Raw genomic sequence first — 19,370 nt, 5'->3', positions numbered from 1 at the left:
GGGTGCCACGGAACGGTCTATCCGACGGAATACCTGGACGATACGACGATCGTCGCGCACGATGGGAGCGTGCTGATCGAAGACGGCTTCCCCGGACAACGCCTCCGCGTCCTACCCGCTCGACGAGTCCGCCAGGCGATGACCCAACCCGGGATCGCACACCTGGTGGTCACCGACGCCGGCTACTTCCCCACGGCACAGGCGCACGGCAAGGAGCGCCCGGTCGGGACCTCGCAGTGCGTCGTCCTGGTCTGCGTGCTCGGCGGCGGCCAGGTGCGCGTCAGCGGGGTCCGGCACGACGTCCGCCGTGGCCAGGTCGTCGTCCTGCCGCCCAACGTCGCGCACTCCTACGAGGCGGACGCCGACGATCCGTGGACGCTGTGGTGGGTGCACCTGACCGGCCGCGACCTCGAGGAGTTCCTGCACAGCAGCGGGATGACGGCGGCTCAGCCGGTACGGCACCTGCGGGACGTCTACCGACCGGTGTCCCTCATCGAGGAGATCGTCGCCGCCATGGAGCGCGGTGACACCGACGCGAGCCTGCTCGCCGCGTCCGGCGCTGCGTGGCACCTGATGGCACAGCTGTGCGCCGAACAGGTCGCCGGCGCGTCCGCTCTCCCGGTGGTGGACGCTGCCCGCGACTACATCGTCGCCAACCCGGCGGAGCCGATCAGCGTGGCCGGACTCGCCGCCATGGCACGGATGAGTCCGTCGCACTTCGCTTCGCAGTTCCGACAGCGGGTCGGCACGAGCCCGGTGCGGTTCCAGACGCAGGTGCGCATGGGTCGAGCGCGGGAGCTCCTGGACACGACGACGAGCAGCATCGAGTCCATCGCACGGGCGGTCGGCTACGGGGATCCGTTCTACTTCAGCCGTGTCTTCAAGTCCGTGCACGACGTCGCTCCGACCGTGTACCGCTCAACGCCCAGGGGGTGAGAATCACTCGCCGGTGGGCTCCGACGATCCCGGCCGGACGGTCAGCCGCATGACGGTCTTGCTCTTCCCGATGTGGCGCTCGAACGTGAAGCCCGCCCGCTCGAACATCGCTCGTGTGCCGTTGTGCAAGAAGGACGAGGACGTCCGCTTGCCCGGGGTGAGCTCGTTCGGGAACGAGACGACCTCGCCGCCACCCGCCCGGGCGATGAGGTCGAGCGCCCCGCTGAGCGCCTCGTACGCCACCCCGGAACGGCGGTGGTCCCGGTCGACGAAGAAGCAGGTGATCCGCCACGGTGCCGGGCGGGACTCCCCCGCTTCGTACTGCTTGCGGTGGTAGATGTTCGGCAGTTCGACGGGGCTGCCGTACTGGCACCAGGCGATCGCGTCGTCGCCGTCGAACACGAGGGCGGCGTGCGCGACACCCTCGCGGATCAACCGCTCCTTGAACGTCGGGCCGTCGTGCTCGCGCTTCTCGGTGTCGGCGGTGTCACCGTGGAAGTACGAACACCAGCAGCCGCCCCAGACGCCGTTGTGCTTCGCGGCGAGGGCCTTCCACGCGGGGAACGTCTCCGGCGTCAGGGGCTTGATCACGTGCGAGGTCACCATGCGCGGTCATCCTGCCACCGTGGCCGACCGGTGTCACCAGCAGTGGTCGGTGTAGCGAGACGACGTCGAGGCTGCCGTCCTGACTCTGAGCCAGTACCTGGCTGCGACGATCGGCGCTCAGGAAAGCGTCAACGCGATCGGTAGGCGATCGCTCGCAGAGACGGCTGAGGCTCAGCGAGCGGCGGTGTCGAAATCGGCTCCCGGAGCTCGACTCCGCTCCTGCTTGCGGGCGTAGTGATTGGCGCTGAGCTGGAGTGCGGCGAGGATCGACCAGGTGATGGCCATGAACGTGTGGAATCCAGAAGGATCGACGATGGCCAGGATGATCCAGATGACGGCCAGAGCGGCCCACGTCCAAGCGATCCACGGGAGGGGCTTCCCGACGAGTCGTTCGAGGACGCTGCGCCGCTTCATCTCGGTCATCTGCGCGATCCTACGCGGAGGGTTTCAGGTGGCCGAGGCGTCGCTGACGACACGTCCCATGCCGACGACGCTCCCCTCCGCGTAGAGGACGTGCCGAACCGTCCAGGAACCGGACAGGGCACCGGCTCCTGCTGTTGGCTCTTGGGCGACGACCCGCTCTCGAGCCGCATGCGCAGGTAGTCCGAAACGGACGGTGGACCGTCCACGAGGCGGTAGTCGCGGTGCAGGGGCATGCAGCGATTCTGTCGGCGGTCGAGTCTGAACGGTCGAAGGCGGCCTCCGGCGGGCCGGGGCTGCCGGCCAGGACGTCGTATCCCTCCTTCCGGCCGACCCCTGAAGCGGTGCCTACGGCGACTGTCTCCCTCAGAGCTGGATCGCCCAATCGATGGTCGGTGGAGTGCCGCCGTCGTGCCGCGCGGCGTAGTCGGCCAGGAGCTCGGTGCGGACGTCCTGACCGCCGGCGAACCGGTCGAGGTGTGGCAGGAGCCAGGCCGCTGGTTCCTCGTCGATGCGCTCGCGCCACTCGTGCGCGACGACCTCGTCCGGAAGGCGTACGGCGGCGTGAGTGTCCTTGCCGTCGAATTCGTAGACGGCCACTCGACGCTCGTCGAAGGCGACCCAGACGCCCCGCTCGATGACGTCCCGTTGTCCGCGGTCGTCTCGACGCCACTCGCAGGCCTTGTGGAAGCGCACCGGCACGGTACCGTCACCGTTCTTCGCCGATTCGCGCCGGTCGAGTTCGGTGAGCATCGACGCCGCGTTGCGCAGGACCTTCGGCGTCTGCACGAGGCTGACGACGAGCATCACCAGGAAGAACGCCGCGGCGAACCAGAACAGGGGCCGACCCGTGACGGCCACCGACACATGTCGCGGCACCGCCGTCGGGGGTGTGCGCGCCGGTACCGGTCGTCCGATGTGGCGACAGCCGCTTCCGAACGGTCGATAGGGTCGGTTCGTGGGGAACTCCGTGACGCTGAACGTGCTGACCGCTTCGTCGCCGATGGTGCGAGCCGACCCGGCTGTCCGCGCCGGCGAGGTCGACCTGGATGCGGTCACCGGTGAGTGGGAGGTGCAGTGGCTGCTCCCGTTCCTGTGGATCGGACTCGTGCCGGTTGCGTGGTTCGAAGCGCACGGCGACCGGCTCCTCGCAGCGCTCGCCGCCGGTGAGGACGAGAGCCCGGACCTCACCGATGTCGTCGTGCCCTGGTCCACTGCTGCTGAGGCGTTCCGGACGCGGCTGCCAGCGGTGGTCGCTGTCTGGCCGGAGTTCGCTGAGCCCGCGAGTCGGTTCCTCTCCGACGTCTCCTCGGTGGCGGAGCGGACGACGAACCCTGTGGTCCGGCTGCAGCTCGACGAGCTGGTGACGGCGTGGTGGGGCGATGAGACGGAACTCAGCCGGTACGTCGCCGACGTCCTCGCGGATGCTGACCAGTGGGATGACCCCCGGCGGACCGCTGAGGGGCGGGTGTCCGACTTCCACCGGGCAGCGACAGCAGACGAGCCAGCCCGGTCGTTCCTGCTGGGTGGTGAGTGGACCTACGGCGGTTCGTCGTTGCCGCGTGACGAACCGTCGCCGTTGCCAGCTCCGACCCGGGCGTCACCATCAGCTCCGCACGATGCGCGCGCTGATCGCCATGCGGAGACGCCTCGGGTGTCGAGACCTTCGTGGATCAACGAGCGGCAATGGGCGGGACGGTACGGCCAGCACGGCGAGGACCTCTGGCAGATCGCTGCTACTGCCGCAGCCCGGAAAGCGCGCGCGCAGGCCGACGTGTGGCCGTGGCACTGGATGGTGGCGATCGCGGTGACGTTCGCAATCGTGACCTGGCTCATCGTCGGCATGTTCTCCGACAGCATGCTGTGGGCAACCATCGCCGGCGCAGTCGTCCTCGTCTGCGTTGCTGCGCTGTGGGGTCGCGCTGCAGCTCGAGCGCGCCGCAGCTAACGCAGCGGACGTCGCTGGTTCGACCGGGCGATGCTGATGAACCGGTCGAGCGCATGGCCGACGTCGTCGTGCCAGGAGCCGTCGGACCAGGCGCCGGCTTTCTCGTCGGTTGCCCAGACGTGCCAGCGGCCGTCCTCTTCGTCAAGCGCTGTCGCGTCGGCGGTTCCCCGCTCTCCGGGCCAGAGGACTCGCAGGCGTTCGTTGGCGACGACCGCGCGGGCTTCTTCGAGGTCGGTGAACGGCAGCGGTTTCCGCCAATGGTCGATGACGACGCCGATGCGCATGCTGGGGGTGCCGTCCCAGTGGATGTCGAACCCTCGGTCGGCGAGGACGCTGGCGACTCGTTCCCCGGCGGTCAGCTGGGACCGTTCGTTGATGGCTGCTTCACCGCGGGTGGAGAGCATCGACCTCGCGACCAGGTCGGGGTCGATGTCAGGTGCCGGTCGGAACGACCCGTACGCGAGGCGGAGAACGCACCGGTCCAGGGCGAGCCCGTCCGTGTCCTGCTCGTGGAAGTACACGTACGCCCACTCTCGGTGTCCGTCGGGTGCGGTCTCGTCCGGAGTTCGCCGGTCACGTGCTTCGAGGAACCCGTCGCTCTGGTCGACGCCGAGGTTCATCCCGGTGACGAAGCCGTCGCGGGCGAGCTCCGCGAAGGCGAACTGCAGACGGTCGTACTGGCTGCTGCGCCCGTCCCGGGTTGCTTCCTCCTGCCGACGGGCATCCCAGATGAGACGGGTGCGCTCGAGGACAGTGCGGCGGAGCTCGTCAACGTCCGGTGCGTCGTCCTCGTACCACTCGACGACTGTTTCGACGACGTCGTCGAAGCGGCGGAACCCGGGCAGCATCTGCTCGGTGACCGTTTCGTCGATCATCTGCTCGTCGGGTTCGACCTCGTCGAGGATGTCGTACTCGGTCTGGTCGATGCTGTCGTCCGGCTTCCGCCGCCGCCACTTGTCGAAGATCCCCACGGGCGGATCCTATGCGGCGCGGGTGTCACGCCGCCTGCCGTACTGCTGCGGGCGCGGACTCGCCCGGCCGGCCCCTGATCCCTGCCGCTCGGGATGCGTCGACCGGAGCGGAACCTCGCGGTTCGGTCTACGTCTGCGTGAGGACCTTCGCGTGACCGTGGCCGTCGGCGAAGACGTACGCGGAGCCGCCGCCGAAGTTCACGCCGAGGGGGTCCTCGTCGAGCATCGCGACGAACCGGTATCCGCCCGGCGTCTCGTCGTTCTGGATCCACGCCGGGTTCCCGCCCCACTGGCCGGCGACCGAGACACCGTCGGAGCGCGCTTCGGCCAACGCGTCGTAGTAGTCGTCCGCGGCTGCCTGGTGCACGCCGAGGAGCCACGGTTCACCCGTCAGCACGGCGGTGCCGGACGGTGATGCCGGTCGTCCGGCCGGGTGCAGGTCGCGTCCACCGACGACGACGGCAGCGTTGGACCCGGCGTCCGGGTCCCAGGACGGGCAGGAGCCCGGGTCTGCCTGGCAGATGAAGACGAGGATGAGGCTGCCCTCGTGCTCGAGCTGCGCGGTGAACTGCATCGGCTCGTGGTGTTCGGCACAGGTCGGCCAGTCGAATCCGTCGGGAACGGTGGGCAGCCCGCCGAGGCGTGAGGACACCGACACTGCGGTGAGGTCCGACCGGTACGCACCGAGGAGCCGAACGCCGGATCGGGCTCGGTGCGCTGCGGCAGCGTCGTGACTCCGGTTCGACGACGACGCGGCGCTGAGGCGGATGCTCTCCGGTGTGCCGCCGCGGATCGCGGTGACGACGAACGACGGATCGTCGGTGGGGAGGTCCCATCGCCGGAGGGACTGGTGCGGCTCCTTGCCCGTCCCGGTGAACGGGGCGGGACCGTTGTCCTCCGCGAGGAGCATCCGCTCTACCTGCCGGGCATCGAGGGGCGGGTACCCGGCGCGAGTTGCCTCGGCGACGATCTGGGTTGCGGTCCGCCGAGCGGTCGCCTGCCGGCGCTGGCGGCTGCTCCGGTACAGGACGAAGTGGAGCAGGTGCGCGACGATGGGGAACGGGAGCACCCACGCGGCCGCGAGCAGGAACGACTCACCCTGACTGCGGTGGTCGAACGCGTCGTAGTAGACGGAGACGGCGATGTAGGCGATGACGCCGAAGGTGTACACGAGTGTGTACACGGCGCCGAACACCCGCAGCCCCGGCGGGGTGCGTACCGCGGCAGCAGCACTTGTGTCGATGATGACGTCCGGCCGCGTTTCCGCTGTCAACGGCGGAGACCGAGCGTGAGGTACGAGACGACGACGGTGCCCGCCCCGCCGACCAGCAGTGCGGCGGTGACTGCGTCGATGAGGACATCGGCGGACGGACGGTGTCCGTGTGGACAGTACGTGCTCATGCTGCTCCCCCGAGAGTGCTGTGCCTTCACGGTACCGCCAGACGCGGCGGGGTCAGGCGGGGTTCCCCGTCCCAAGTCCGTCAACACACCGTACCGAGGTCGTCCCGGCCGCTGGGCGCTGCCGAAGAGGCGCGGCGCGTCCGTGGCACGGCGACTGCCCACGCTGGTCGGTTGTCGGGAAACCACGGGCCGACCAATCGGGACCGACGCAGGGAACACAGCCGCGGGAACCGCCGTGCCGAGTCCGCGGATCCGTCCGTGCGGCCACCCCCGTGAACGACGAAAGCCCCCGGCCGGACCTGGTGGTCCCGCCGGGGGCTTTCTGTGGTGGGCGATACTGGGATCGAACCAGTGACCTCTTCCGTGTCAGGGAAGCGCGCTACCGCTGCGCCAATCGCCCAAGTCCCTGTCTGAACCGGAGTCCGTGCAGGGTCTTGGAGGGTGGAACTGGAGGTGGGGACGGGATTCGAACCCGCGTGGACGGCTTTGCAGGCCGCTGCCTAGCCTCTCGGCCACCCCACCATCGAGGTTCACGTCTCCGTGAGTACCCGAACGGTGGGATACCCTCTGGTGAGTCGTAGGACTCCGAGGAGCCCCACACTCGAGCGGATGACGAGATTCGAACTCGCGACCCTCACCTTGGCAAGGTGATGCGCTACCACTGCGCCACATCCGCAAGACGTGACCAGAGTCACGTCCGTCCGTCGGCCCGCTCTCGCGGCGACGTCGTAAACTCTATACGAACCCGCGCCGTTCCACCAAAATCGTTCCCGTTCACCGGGCGTGTCCCCCGTGTTCATGCGGATCGAGCCGCGGTGATGCGCGGCAGTCGGGGCGTCGGGCGGTCTCGCCACACCCGGGAGGCGCGCCGCGTTCGATCCACCTCGCGACATCCGCTAGTATCGATCCGCACGCAAGTGCATGGGGCGATTGGCGCAGTTGGTAGCGCGCTTCGTTCACACCGAAGAGGTCATCAGTTCGAGTCTGGTATCGCCCACCACCAAGAAACCCCCCGACAACGAGTCGGGGGGTTTCTTCGTGTACAGCGATCCGGCGAGTCGCTTTTGACATATGAAATGTCACACCTGATCCTGGTGGTGCTCACTCTCCGAGCATCGACCAGCAAGGAATGACATGGCACGGAAGAAGAAGATCACGATCGCGTCCGCGGTCTGCGCGGCGGGACTCGTCGCCCTGCTCGCGACGCCCGCTCAGGCCTTCGGTGAGAACGGCGTCAGCGGGTTCGGCCCGATCACGGGCGCGAACGGCCGGGTGCCGACGACTCCGGTCCCTGAGCCCTCACCGCAGCGCGACAGCGACGGCGATGGACTCCTCGACGACTGGGAGTCGAACGGGTACGACGCCGACGGGGACGGCAAGGTGGACGTCGACCTCCCGGCGATGGGTGCTGATCCTCGGCACAAGGACATGTTCGTCGAGACGGACTACCTGCCCGGGATGCTCCCGTCGACGGCGGTGTACGACAAGGCCGTCGCGATGTTCGCCAAGGCGCCGGTCTCCAACCCGGACGGCCGCGACGGCATCGTCCTCCACCTCGACGCGGGAGACGCCGGTGGGGCGAAGTACGACCTCGGAGGCGGGAGCGAAGTGCACCGCACCGATCCGATCGACGTCGTCGATGATGTGGAAGCCGCCCGAGACGACAACAGCGACCCCGACCGGCGCGGCATCTTCCGGTACATGTGGTGGGCCGACTCCTACGGCGACACCGACAGCAGCGGGCAGGCGTACATGAGCGGGGACGTCTTCCTGGTCACGATGGGGCCGACCCACTGGGCGAACGCCTCCGACGACGCCAAGATGGGGACGTTCGTCCACGAGCTCGGCCACACCCTCGGGCTCGGCCACGGGGGAGGTGACGCTTGGGTCAACTACAAGCCGAACTACCTGAGCGTGATGAACTACACCTTCCAGATCGACGGCCTGGAGACCGCCGACGGCAAGGCCTTCTGGGACTACTCCGACCGCAAGCTGCCCTCCCTCGACGAGCGGGCGCTCGACGAGCGGAAGGGTCTCGGTCCGGACGCCGCCGACTTCGCGACGTACTGGATCACGCCCTCGGGCTACTTCAAGGGTTCGTCGGGGACCGCGGACAAGCCGCTCGACTGGAACGATGACAAGTCGATCGGAACCGCAGTCGAGTACGACATGAGCTGGGATGACGAGTTCCAGGTCCTGGAGGGCTACGACGACTGGGCGAACATCAGCATCCCGGTCGAGAAGGCGGAGCGGGCGAAGCCGCACGTCGTCTCGGAGCTCACGGCGAGCGAAGCAGCCGATCTCTCCAAGGGGCGTGAGCGCGCCGCGCACGCACACTGAGCAGGTCGAGTCGGTGCTGCGCCCCGGGCGCAGCACCGACTCGCCACGCCACGGGATTTGGCCGGTCGCGCTCCCACCGTGCAGGATCGACACCGCGCGGCACCGCACGCGCACCCACGCGGACATCGCCGGCGGCCATCGCGGCCACCCCAGACCAGGAGGACCGCTCTGAGCCAGGGCACCGACACACCGGGCGTGCCCGCATGACCGACGTCGACCTCGAGTTCGCCCGGGTCCGAGCGGTCCTCGACCGTCCGACCCTGCGGCTGATGTCCCGCCCCACGAGCGCCACGGTCCTCGCGGTGTTCCGCACGGTGTTCGACCGCGACGTGCAGTACGTCCCCGCGGACCGGATGCACCTGCAGGTCGAGGAGCACGTCGCACGCCTGCAGGCCACCGGCGCCCGCGTGCCCGCGAGCGAGCAGGCACCGAACGAGCAGCAGGGGCAGCCCGGCGAACCGGACGCACGCCCGAACGGCCGTGCGCTCTGCCGTGAGTGGGTCGCGGCGCAGTGGCTCGTCCGGTCCAACTCCCCCGACGGCGACGAGCAGTACTCCCTGACGAGCCACGCGCTCGAGGCGCTGTCCCTCGTCGACGCGCTGTCCTCCGACCGTGCACTCATCAGCGAGAGCCGGCTCGCGATGATCGTCGACGCGGTGCACCGCTGGGCCGCCCGCGCCGAGCCGGACCCCGACGTGCAGATCCGTCGCATCGACGCGCAGATCGCCGAGCTGCAGGCCGAGCGCGAGCGGCTCGAGCGGGGCGACGTGGACACGGTGGACGACGCTCGGATGCGCGACGGCTACACGAACATCTCCGACCTCATCCGGCAGCTCCCGAGCGACTTCAAGCGCGTCGAGGAAGCGGTGGCGACGATGCACCGCTCGATCGTCGAGGACTTCCGGCAAGAGGTCCGTCCGATCGGCGAGATCCTCGACGACTACCTCGCCCGCACCGACAACCTGATGGAGGCGACGCCGGAGGGCCGCGCCTTCGAAGGGGCCTTCGAGCTGCTGCGCGACGACGCCCTGCTCCTGCGGCTCCGTGAGGACATCGCCACGATCCTCGCCCACCCGTTCGCCGACTCCCTCGGGGCGGCGGAGCGCCGGGCCTTCCGGAACACGGTGAGCATCCTCCGCCAGGGCATCGAGGACGTCCTCGCCCAGCGCCGGCAGCTCACTGCGACGCTCCGCGACCAGATCGTGGCGCACGACGTCGTCCGCGACCGTGAGCTCGACGCCGTCATCCGGTCGATCAACCGCGGCCTGGCGACCTGGATGGACGAGGGGTCTGCCCGCGATCGGCTCCCGCTCGGGCTGCTCCCGGCGACCGCCGAGGTCGGCACCCTCCGCGAACGCTTCTACGACCCGGACGCCGAATCGGTACCGCCGCCCATCGAGGAGCCGGACGACGACGTGTTCGAGGACCTCGACGTCGAGACGCTCCGCCGCCACGGCGGCCCGCTCCTCACCGAGCTCCGGGCAGCCCTGCGGTTCGCCGAGGCGGACACGAGCGTCGAGGCCTTCCACGGCCTGCCGCCCGAGCAGCGCCGGCCGGTCGAGCTGTTCGGCCTGGCGCACCTGCTGACCGGGCACGAGGACTTCGAGGCCGCCGCGAGCGTCGCCCTGCACCACACGGTGCGGCCGGACGGCAGCGCGGTCGCCTTCCGGATGCCGACCGCGGCGCTCGACGACGAACACCGAGCGGTCACCCCCGACACGACCGACGACCAGAACGGACAGGAGGCACGGTGAGCGACACGACGCCGGCACCGGTGGACGAGACCGTCCCCTTCGAGGACCCCACGACCGTCCTGCAGGACGACGACCGTGACGAGACGAGCTTCGCCCTCTTCGAGGGCGACGAGGGCCGGCTCGACGACCGGCAGCGCCGTGCGCTCGTCGCGCTCCTCCGCAACGCGTACGTGAGCGCGCGAACGCACGCCGACGAGTGGCGTGCGGTGCTCGACGCGGAGCACCAGCTGCGGTCGCGCCTCAACGACCTGTTCCTCGAACTGCACGTGGACCGCGACCGCGAGGTCGCGTGGAAGCGCCAGGCCCGCTCGGAGAGCCAGCGCCGCGGGTTCCCGACGCTGCTCCGCGACGTGCCGTACACCCGCGAGGAGACGATCGTCCTCGTCTACCTGCGGATGCGCCTGCGGGCGGACACACGACCGGGCCCGGACCAGGTCGTCGTCGACCGCTCCGAGATCCTCGGCCACGTCGCCGGGTTCCGTCCGGCGACCGCCACGGACCGCACGCGCGACGAGGGTCGGGTGGCCAAGGCGATCGAGCGCCTCGTCACCGCGCGGATCCTGGTGAAGACCACCGACCCGGACCGCTTCCGGGTGGCGAGCGTCGTCGAGGTGCTGCTCCCCCTCGACCGGCTGCTCGAACTCGACACCTGGCTGCGGACGAACGCAGCGCGGCCGGATGCGACGACCGCCGACGCGACGTCCGCCGACGCGACCACCCCGGATGGTGAGCCGATCGACGGGGACGACCCGCGCCTCCAGGCCGACGACACCGACGACGAAGGCGAGACGGACGCATGACCGACACCGTGACCGACGCCTACGGGATGGCCGCGCTCTTCGACACCGTCGCGCAGTGGCGCGCCGAGTCGATGCAGGTCGTGAACTGGGGTGGTTTCCACGGCCACCGTCAGGTCGAGCTCTCCGGCACCGCCACCCTGATCTCGGGGGCGTCCGGTACCGGCAAGTCCACCCTGATGGACGCCTACCTGGCCGTGATGATGCCGTCCGACGTGCCGTTCAACGGCGCCTCGAACGACGCGACGACCGGGCGCGCGCGCAGTGCTGACCAGCGCAACCTGCTGACCTACCTGCGCGGCAAGGTGGACACGCGGCGCGACCCGGAGTCCGGCGCGCTGCGCGACGTGAACCTGCGCGGCGACGACCAGACGACGTGGGGCGCGGCCGCGGTGACGTTCCGGAACGACGACGAGCGCCGCTTCACGGTGCTGCGGGCGTACATCGTGCCGAAGCGTGCGCGGGGCGTCGGCGACATCCAGATGACCATGGCGACGGTCGACGACACGTTCGACCTGCGGCGGCTCGAGGAGTTCGTGCCGTCCCGGTTCCACCACCTCGAGCTGACCGGCCGCGTGCCCGGGCTCGTCATCCGCGACACCTACCAGGAGCTCGCGTACACGCTGCAGACGCGGCTCGGCATCGGCGACTCCGGCGGCGGGAACCGGGCAATGCGCCTGCTCGCCCGGATCCAAGCCGGACAGCACCTGCCCACCGTCGACGCGCTCTACAAGTCGCTCGTGCTCGAGACCCCCGGCACCTACGAGGCCGCCGACCGTGCCCTCGCGCACTTCTCCGCGCTCGACGAGGCGTACGAGGCGATGGACACCGAGGAGCGCAAGGTCCGCATCCTCTCCCCCATCGTCGAGCTGCACGACGAGATCGCCCGCGCCACGGCGGCCGCCGAAGCCCTCGACGGCATCGCGACCGGCGCCGAGGTCTCCCCGTTCGCGCACTGGACCGCCTCGCGGAAGCGGGCCCTGCTCGACGCCGAGGTCGCGCGCAACGGACGCGAGCGCACGGCGTCGCGGGCCGAGGTCGCCGCGGCCGAGGCCCGGCACGCCGCCGTCGAGGTGGAGCTGCGGGACGCCGAGGCACGCCTCCGCGACCAGGGCGGCAACGCCCTCGGCCAGCTCGAGGACCGCATCGATCGACTCACCCGGGAACGCGACGCGGTCGTCCGCACCCGCACCGTCTTCGAGGAGCGCACCGCGGTCCTCGGGTCGCCCGTGTCGTCGGAGCGGTCGTTCACCGCGATCCAACGCGCCGCGCACGAGTTCCTCGGGGCGTACGCCGCCGCGCGTTCGGACCTGGACGACCGCCGCGACGCCCTGACGCGCGAGGAGTACCCGCTCCTCGACCGCGAGCGCTCCCTGCGCCAGGAACGGCAGTCGCTCGAACACCGGCAGGGCGCCATGCCGCTGCCGATGCACGAGGCCCGGCTGCAGATGGCCCGCGCGGCCGGCATCGACCCCTCGGAGCTGCCGTTCGTCGCGGAGCTCCTCGACGTGCTGCCCGGCGAGGAGCGCTGGCGCACCGCGATCGAGTCCGTGCTCGCGCCCGTCGCCCGCACACTGCTCGTCGACCAGGACCGCCTCGCTGCCTTCAGCGAGGCCATCGACGCGCTCCGGCTGCCGGTCCGCATCCAGTTCGAGGGCGTTCCGACCGGGCCGCACATCGACCTCGACGGCGATCCGTCGATGGTGTCCGGCAAGCTCGCGATCAAGTCGTCGCCGTTCAGCACCTGGGTGCGGGAGCGGATCGAGTCCGACCGCACCGACGCCCGCTGCGTCGCCGATGCTTCCGAGCTCGGCGGCGGCGGCCGTCGGGTCACCGAGTCCGGACAGCTCCGCGATGGCCGACGTGGTGCGCACGGCGACCGCCGGCAGGCCAACGTCATCGGCTTCACGAACGAGGCCCGGGTGGCGTCGGTCGAGCAGGAGCTCGCGTCGATCGCCGAGGACCTCGCCACGCTCGAGGCCCGGCGCACCGACGTCGCGCAGGACCTCGCAGCGCTCGACACGATCCGCGCCGCGCACCAGCACGTCGTGGACGTCACGTGGCAGGCGATCGACGTCGACGGCCTCGAGGGCTCGCTCGCCCGCCTCGATCAGGAGCGGCACGCGCTGCTCGCCGCCGACGACGGACTCCGCACGCTGCGCGAGTCGGTCGCGCGGCTCCGGAAGGCACTCGACGAGGCAGCGGACCGCCGCTCGGCTGCGCGGCTCACCGTCGCGCGACTCGACGAACGGCACGCCGTCCTCGTCGACGGACAGGACGCCGCGGCCGAGATCCTGTCGCGCTTCGACGACACCCCGGAGTCGCTGCCGGACGCCGCGCAGTCGCGTCTCCTGGAGGAGACCTTCGAAGAGGTCGGCGCCCCGGACGGCATCGACGGCTTCGACGACGCCACACGGCGGCTCCGGCGACGCCTCGAGGAACGGCTGTCGCAGGCGCTCGACGGTGCCGCCTCGGCCTCGACGGCCCTCACCCTCACGTTCCAGCGCTACCAGGACGCCTGGCCGGACCCGAACCTCGGGACCGGGGTCGCCTCGTACCCGGACTACCACGCGATCCTCGACCAGATCGTCGCGACCGGCCTGCACGCCCGACGGAGCGAGTGGCGCCGACGGCTGTCGCAGTGGAGCGGTGAGGACCTCGTCCCGCTCGCCGGCGCGTTCGACCGTGCCGTCGTCGAGATCGAGGAGCGTCTCGAGCCCGTCAACGAGATCCTCCGCGAACTGCCCTTCGGCGCGAACCGCGACCGGCTGAAGATCCAGATCCGCCGCGTCACGCGCGAGGACGTCACCCAGTTCCGCCGGGAGCTCCGAGCCCTGTCCGCCTCGGTCGAGACCGAACTGACCGACGACGTGCTGGAGACCCGGTTCCGCCGGCTCCGGCGCTTCATGGCCGTGATCCGCCCCGACACGGACGCACCCCGCGGTCGCACGACCCAGCGCGACGCGGTGCTCGACGTCCGTCGGCACATGGAGATCACCGCCGTCCGGTACGACACCGACGGCAACGACCTCGGCGTGTACTCGTCCCTCGGCGACAAGTCCGGTGGCGAGACGCAGGAGCTCGTGGCGTTCATCGTCGGGGCGGCACTCCGTTACCAGCTCGGTGACGAGACCCGTCCGCGGCCCCGGTTCGCGCCGGTGTTCCTCGACGAGGCGTTCATCAAGGCGGACTCGGAGTTCGCGGGGCGTGCGGTCACCGCGTGGCTCCGGCTCGGGTTCCAGCTCGTGGTGAGTGCGCCACTCGACAAGGTCACCGCGCTCGAGCCGTCGATGGAGCGCCTGCTGTCGATGCGGAAGCACCCGGACACCGGCCACTCGTCGATCACCGAGATCGCGCGGGTCTGACGCGCGCGGGCGTCTGGCGCGTCGTCGCCCGCGTCGTCGCCCCGCGCCCGCCGAGGTCGCACGAAGTGCCGCTCGGAGGCCTCTGAAGCGGCACGTTGCGCGACCTCAGCGCGATGCAGGCGGCGTGTCGTGCGACCTCGGCGACGCCGAATCACTCGCGGGACACGAGCGCGGCGCGTTGCGCTCGCTCGGCGCGGGGCGTCCGGGCGGGCACGCTACGGTGGGGCCGTGTTCGGACGCCGCTCCCCCAGTCCCCGCCCCGACGACTCCGCCGGTCTCGGCATCGGCGCCCTCGTGCGCGTGGTCGGCATCGACCGTGGTGGCGAGCAGTGGGCCGACGAACCCATCGGGGTGATCGTCGCGGCCGCGGGCGCCCAGCTCGGCGGCACGCAGCGGGCGTGGAACGTCGCGTTCGACGAGCCCGCCTACACGACGGACGGCCGCGGCCCCTTCGAGCGCGCGACCGTCCTGAGTCGTCAGTTGGTGCCGGTCGAACCGGCAGCGGCCGAGTAGCGGCCTAGTACTCTTCCGAGCCGCTCTTCATCATGGCGGCGGCGGCCATGCACGTGCCGACACCACCGAGCACACCGACGCCGATGATGATGCCTGCGATGAGTTCGAGCATTGGTGACTCCTTGGTTGCGGGGCCGGTCTGGCTGACCCCAGGTTAGCGGATGCCGCGCATGAGCTTCAGCACCGGCTTGACGAGGACGAGCAGCACGACGCCGACCGCCACGGCGACGAGACCGAGGATCGCGAAGTACGGTGCCTCGTTGGCGGGGTCGTAGTACCGCGACAGGACGCCGGTCACCGCGGTGCCGAGCGACACCGACAGGAAGAACAGCGCGACCATCTGCGTCTGGAACTTCGGCGGGGCGAGCTTCGTCGCGACGGACTGACCGACGGGCGAGAGCAGGAGCTCCGCGATCGTGAAGACGAGCAGGATGCCGACGAGGGCGAGGAGCGGCGTGCCGTTCTGGCCGCTGTTCACGAACGGCAGGAACAGCAGGAACGCGACGCCCATGATGCCGGTGCCGAACGCGAACTTGGTCGGCGTCGACGGCTGGCGCGGCCCGAGCTTGGTCCAGATCGCGGCGAACACCCCGGAGAGCACGATGATGAACACCGGGTTGATCGACTGCACCCACGAGACGGGCATGTCCCAGCCGAACAGCGACCGGTTGAGCCGCTCGTCGGAGTAGACCGTGACGACGGTGAACTGCTGCTGGTAGAGCGACCAGAAGACCGCGCTGCCGATGAACAGCGGGATGAAGGCGAGGACCCGCGAGCGTTCCTGCGGCGTGATGCCGCTCGTCAGGATCACGACGAAGTAGCCGATGGTCGCCAGGATCACGATCGAGACCACCACGGTCGGCAGGTTCCCGACGTTCAGCAGTCCGGTGAGGACGGCGACGAGGATGACCACGAGGGCCACGACGACGAGCACGCCGACGAGCGGGAGCCGGCGGCGGTCGACGGGGTTCGCGACGTGGCGCACCGACTCGGGGAGCTTCTTGCGTCGGATCGCGTACTGCACGAGGCCGGCCGCCATGCCGACCGCGGCCAGGCCGAAGCCGTAGTGGAAGCCGAGCGAGGTCTGCAGCAGCCCCGTGAGGAGCGGGCCGAAGAACGCGCCGAGGTTGACGCCGAGGTAGTAGAGGGAGAATCCCGCGTCGCGGCGTGGGTCCTCGCGGCTGTAGAGCCCGCCGACGATCGTCGTCGCCGTGGCCTTGAGCCCGCCGGAGCCGAGCGCGATGAGCACCAGGCCGACGCCGACGCCGGCGACACCGGGGATGAGGGCGAGGGCGATGTGCCCGAGCATCACGACGATCGCGCTGCCGAACAGGGTGCGGTCGGCCCCGATCAGCCGGTCGGCGATCCACGCGCCGATGATCGTGAAGAGGTACACGGCGCCGCCGTAGGCACCCATGATGCCGCTCGCGATGCCCTTGTCGATCCCCAGGCCGCCCTGCGAGACCGTGTAGTACATGTAGATGAGGACGATGCCCTGCATCCCGTAGAACGAGAACCGCTCCCAGAGCTCGACCGCGAACGGTGTGGACAGTTCGAACGGCTGCCCGAAGAAGGTTCGCGTGCGTTCCGGTGGTGCGGTGGTGCCTGACATGCCCGACAGTCTGCCCCTCGGCGGAGGGCCGCGCCCAATCGTCGAAGCTCCCTCACGAATCGCTCACGCGCGTCTTTGGAGGGTTCCCACCACCGGGCAGCGCGCGAGACCACGGCGGGTTGTGCGCGCCGACCGCGTTCGGGCGGCTCGCAGCGCCGTCGGTAGCGTGGCTTCTGCAACACCGGACACCGCAGTTCAGGAAGGCTCCGCCCATGGTCGACACCGCACCCGTCCACAGCACGAACACGCCGAAGGCCGACGCCGCCGGCGACCCCGCCGCCGGCACGCCGACGGGTGGCACGGACACCGACGTCCGGATCGACGTCGACCTGCTCGCCGAGCTGCTGCTCGGCCGCTGGGCCGAGGACCGCCGCATCTCGCGCCGACTCGCGCTCGACCCGGCGCTGCACAAGATCGAAGGCCAGCCGATCCCCGAACACCGGGCGCGTGCCCTCGACCAGCTGCGGGTCCTCGTCGACGCCGGCGCGATCCAGCGCCCCTACCCGGCGGAGTTCGGCGGTCAGAGCAACCACGGCGGCAACCTCGCCGCCTTCGAGGAACTCGTCACCGCCGACCCCTCGATGCAGATCAAGGCCGGGGTGCAGTGGGGCCTGTTCGGCTCGGCCGTGCACCACCTCGGCACCGAGCGGAACCACCGCGAGTTCCTGCCCGGGATCGTCTCGTTCGACGTCCCCGGGTGCTTCGCGATGACGGAGACCGGGCACGGGTCGGACGTCCAGAGCATCGCCACCACGGCCACGTACGACCCGGCGACCGAGGAGTTCGTCGTGCACACGCCGTTCCGCGGCGCGTGGAAGGACTACATCGGCAACGCGGCGCTGCACGGCAAGGCCGCCGTCGTGTTCGCGAAGCTCGTCACCGACGGCGTCGACCACGGCGTGCACGCGTTCTACGTCCCCCTCCGCGACGACGAGGGCGCCTTCCTGCCCGGCGTCGGCGGCGAGGACGACGGCGTCAAGGGCGGCCTCAACGGCATCGACAACGGCCGGCTGTGGTTCGACCACGTCCGGGTCCCCCGCACGAACCTGCTGAACCGCTACGGCGACGTCGCCGCTGACGGCACCTACTCGTCCCCGATCGCCTCCCCCGGTCGCCGGTTCTTCACGATGCTCGGTACGCTCGTGCAGGGTCGTGTGTCGCTCGACGGCGCCGCGGTGGTGGCGCAGAAGATCGGGCTGCAGATCGCCCTCACCTACGCGGCACAGCGCCGTCAGTTCCCCACCGGCGACGGGACCGAGGGCGTCCTGCTCGACTACGGGCGGCACCAGCGCCGGCTGATCCCCCGACTGGCGACGGTGTTCGCGCAGTCGTTCGCCCACGAGAAGCTCCTCCGCACGTTCGACGACGTGTTCAGCGGCCGCGAGGACACCCCGCAGCGCCGCGAGGACCTCGAGACCCAGGCAGCGGCGTTCAAGTCGATGTCGACCTGGTCGGCGCTCGACACCCTGCAGGAAGCGCGCGAAGCCTGCGGCGGCGCCGGCTTCCTGGCCGAGAACCGCCTGACCGGGCTCCGTGCGGACCTCGACGTCTACGTGACGTTCGAGGGCGACAACACCGTGCTGCTGCAGCTGGTCGGCAAGCGGCTGCTCACCGACTTCCGCGCGAAGGCACCGAAGGACCCGGCGTCCACCGCGAAGTTCGTCGCGGCCCAGGCGGCCGCGAAGCTCGCCGACGCCACCGGGCTCCGTCGCATCGGGCAGACCGTCGCCGACCGCGGCTCGCTCGCCGCCTCGGTGACCGACCTGCAGGACGCTCGGACGCAGCGCGACCTGCTCGCCGGCCGTGTCGACACGATGGTGACCGAGATCGGGATCCGGCTCGCCTCCGCCGGCAGGGACCGTGCGCGCGGAGCACTCCTGCTCAACCGCTCGCAGCACGAGCTCATCGAGGCCGCCAAGGCGCACGCCGAGCTCATGCAGTGGGACGCCTTCACCGAGGCGATCGACGAGGTCCCCGAGGGTGACACCCGGCGCGTCCTGGTCTGGCTGCGCGACCTGTTCGCGCTCGGCCTGCTCGAGCAGCACCTCGACTGGTACCTGCTGCACGGCCGCCTCACCGCGCAGCGTGCCCGTGCGGTGTCGGCCTACATCGACCGGCTCGTCGCTCGCGTGCGCCCGGTCGTCCCGCAGCTGCTCGACTCGTTCGGCTACGAGCCCGGGCACGTCCGCGCGCCCATCGCCCTCGGTGCCGAGCAAGCTCGGCAGGACGAAGCGCGGGCGTGGTTCGCCGCCGAAGCCGCTGCCGGGCGCCTGCCCGAGCAGGAGAAGAAGCCCCGCCCCTAGCGGCGCGCGTCGATCGCACCCCCGTGCAGACCTCGCACCCCGTCACACGGGGGCGCGACGTCCGTACGGGGGTGCAACACCGCCCGCGCCCAGCACACGCCCGCGCCCAGCAGACGCCCGCCCCTGATCAGCCCCGCGGGTCCGCCCCGTCGGCCCCCGGCGCGCCGAGCTCCCCGAGCGCCCGGCGCAGCCGCGCCTCGGCGTCGTCGTCGGCAGCCGTCGCGGACGCCGACGCGTTCGCCTCGGTGACGGCCCGCACGACCTCTTCGCGCTGGATCTTCACCCCGCGCGGTGCGTCGATGCCGATGCGGACGCCGTCCCCGCGGCTGTCGAGCACCGTGATGACGATGTCGTCACCGACGAGGATCCGCTCGCCGACCTTCCGCGTGAGTACCAGCACCCGT

16 protein-coding genes and 4 tRNA genes are annotated in these 19,370 nt (G+C 70.5%); 9 read left to right on the top strand and 11 right to left on the bottom strand.

The window, feature by feature from the left end; all coding sequences use genetic code 11:
• The first annotated feature begins 69 nt into the window (after positions 1 to 69).
• Entirely contained in the window at positions 70 to 936 is an 867-nt protein-coding gene (locus tag BIU96_RS04810) for an AraC family transcriptional regulator (protein ID WP_139199815.1), read from the top strand.
• A 3-nt stretch (positions 937 to 939) separates the two neighbouring features.
• On the opposite strand, the gene BIU96_RS04805 is transcribed toward BIU96_RS04810, so the two are convergent.
• The 3 genes from BIU96_RS04805 to BIU96_RS04795 form a co-directional block, all read right to left on the bottom strand.
• Positions 940 to 1,542 carry a GNAT family N-acetyltransferase gene (locus BIU96_RS04805; RefSeq protein WP_071291470.1) on the bottom strand — a complete coding sequence of 201 codons (603 nt, stop codon included), beginning with the start codon at positions 1,540 to 1,542 and terminating at the stop codon, positions 940 to 942.
• A gap of 171 nt (positions 1,543 to 1,713) precedes the next feature.
• Positions 1,714 to 1,965, bottom strand: a complete 252-nt coding sequence (locus BIU96_RS04800; protein WP_071291469.1) for a hypothetical protein — start codon at positions 1,963 to 1,965, stop codon at positions 1,714 to 1,716.
• Between the two features lie 363 nt (positions 1,966 to 2,328).
• Positions 2,329 to 2,823 (bottom strand): hypothetical protein, encoded by a 495-nt coding sequence (locus BIU96_RS04795; RefSeq protein ID WP_139199813.1) that lies wholly within the window; start codon positions 2,821 to 2,823, stop codon positions 2,329 to 2,331.
• 97 nt (positions 2,824 to 2,920) lie between these two features.
• Between BIU96_RS04795 and BIU96_RS04790 the strand changes: the two genes are divergently transcribed.
• Positions 2,921 to 3,910, top strand: coding sequence for a hypothetical protein (locus BIU96_RS04790; protein WP_071291467.1), 990 nt, complete (start codon positions 2,921 to 2,923; stop codon positions 3,908 to 3,910).
• On the opposite strand, the gene BIU96_RS04785 is transcribed toward BIU96_RS04790, so the two are convergent.
• From BIU96_RS04785 to BIU96_RS04765, 6 genes are all read right to left on the bottom strand, one after another.
• A complete protein-coding gene (locus BIU96_RS04785; RefSeq protein WP_071291466.1) occupies positions 3,907 to 4,881 on the bottom strand; it encodes a hypothetical protein in 975 nt (324 codons plus the stop codon). The genes BIU96_RS04790 and BIU96_RS04785 overlap by 4 nt on opposite strands.
• 127 nt (positions 4,882 to 5,008) lie before the next feature.
• A complete protein-coding gene (locus BIU96_RS18950) occupies positions 5,009 to 6,154 on the bottom strand; it encodes a DUF1963 domain-containing protein (RefSeq protein ID WP_217642236.1) in 1,146 nt (381 codons plus the stop codon).
• A complete protein-coding gene (locus tag BIU96_RS20370) occupies positions 6,151 to 6,282 on the bottom strand; it encodes a hypothetical protein (protein ID WP_302847714.1) in 132 nt (43 codons plus the stop codon). Before BIU96_RS20370 ends, BIU96_RS18950 begins: the two co-directional genes overlap by 4 nt.
• A gap of 325 nt (positions 6,283 to 6,607) precedes the next feature.
• Positions 6,608 to 6,682: transfer RNA gene (locus tag BIU96_RS04775), tRNA-Val, on the bottom strand.
• A 48-nt stretch (positions 6,683 to 6,730) separates the two neighbouring features.
• Positions 6,731 to 6,804, bottom strand: a tRNA-Cys gene (locus BIU96_RS04770).
• 82 nt (positions 6,805 to 6,886) lie between these two features.
• Positions 6,887 to 6,958: transfer RNA gene (locus BIU96_RS04765), tRNA-Gly, on the bottom strand.
• Positions 6,959 to 7,206: 248 nt separating this feature from the next.
• Here BIU96_RS04765 and BIU96_RS04760 point away from each other — a divergent pair.
• The 6 genes from BIU96_RS04760 to BIU96_RS04735 all read left to right on the top strand — a co-directional run bounded on the left by BIU96_RS04760 (position 7,207) and on the right by BIU96_RS04735 (position 15,051).
• A tRNA-Val gene (locus BIU96_RS04760) sits at positions 7,207 to 7,282 on the top strand.
• A 134-nt stretch (positions 7,283 to 7,416) separates the two neighbouring features.
• Positions 7,417 to 8,622, top strand: coding sequence for a hypothetical protein (locus BIU96_RS04755; RefSeq protein WP_071291465.1), 1,206 nt, complete (start codon positions 7,417 to 7,419; stop codon positions 8,620 to 8,622).
• 203 nt (positions 8,623 to 8,825) lie between these two features.
• A complete protein-coding gene (locus tag BIU96_RS04750) occupies positions 8,826 to 10,376 on the top strand; it encodes a DUF3375 domain-containing protein (protein WP_071291464.1) in 1,551 nt (516 codons plus the stop codon).
• Positions 10,373 to 11,176 (top strand): DUF4194 domain-containing protein, encoded by an 804-nt coding sequence (locus tag BIU96_RS04745; RefSeq protein ID WP_071291463.1) that lies wholly within the window; start codon positions 10,373 to 10,375, stop codon positions 11,174 to 11,176. The genes BIU96_RS04750 and BIU96_RS04745 overlap by 4 nt, the downstream gene beginning before the upstream one ends.
• Positions 11,173 to 14,538: an ATP-binding protein gene (locus BIU96_RS04740; RefSeq protein WP_071291462.1), complete on the top strand. Its 3,366-nt coding sequence runs from the start codon at positions 11,173 to 11,175 to the stop codon at positions 14,536 to 14,538. Before BIU96_RS04745 ends, BIU96_RS04740 begins: the two co-directional genes overlap by 4 nt.
• A 228-nt stretch (positions 14,539 to 14,766) precedes the next feature.
• Positions 14,767 to 15,051 (top strand): hypothetical protein, encoded by a 285-nt coding sequence (locus tag BIU96_RS04735; protein ID WP_071291461.1) that lies wholly within the window; start codon positions 14,767 to 14,769, stop codon positions 15,049 to 15,051.
• A gap of 154 nt (positions 15,052 to 15,205) precedes the next feature.
• Here the strand turns inward: BIU96_RS04735 and BIU96_RS04730 are convergent, their stop codons facing one another.
• Positions 15,206 to 16,663, bottom strand: coding sequence for a peptide MFS transporter (locus BIU96_RS04730; protein ID WP_071291460.1), 1,458 nt, complete (start codon positions 16,661 to 16,663; stop codon positions 15,206 to 15,208).
• Between the two features lie 212 nt (positions 16,664 to 16,875).
• On the opposite strand from BIU96_RS04730, the gene BIU96_RS04725 reads away from it, so the two are divergent.
• On the top strand, positions 16,876 to 18,966 hold the full coding sequence (locus BIU96_RS04725; RefSeq protein ID WP_071291459.1) for an acyl-CoA dehydrogenase: 2,091 nt from the start codon (positions 16,876 to 16,878) through the stop codon (positions 18,964 to 18,966).
• Positions 18,967 to 19,093: 127 nt separating this feature from the next.
• Here the strand turns inward: BIU96_RS04725 and csrA are convergent, their stop codons facing one another.
• Positions 19,094 to 19,366, bottom strand: coding sequence for a carbon storage regulator CsrA (csrA, locus tag BIU96_RS04720; protein WP_071291458.1), 273 nt, complete (start codon positions 19,364 to 19,366; stop codon positions 19,094 to 19,096).
• Positions 19,367 to 19,370: the final 4 nt, after the last annotated feature.

Source organism: Curtobacterium sp. MCBA15_008 (assembly GCF_001865065.1).
GTDB lineage: Bacteria > Actinomycetota > Actinomycetes > Actinomycetales > Microbacteriaceae > Curtobacterium.
Note: the sequence above shows the minus strand (reverse complement) of the source record. Positions and strands in the feature narration are given on the sequence as shown.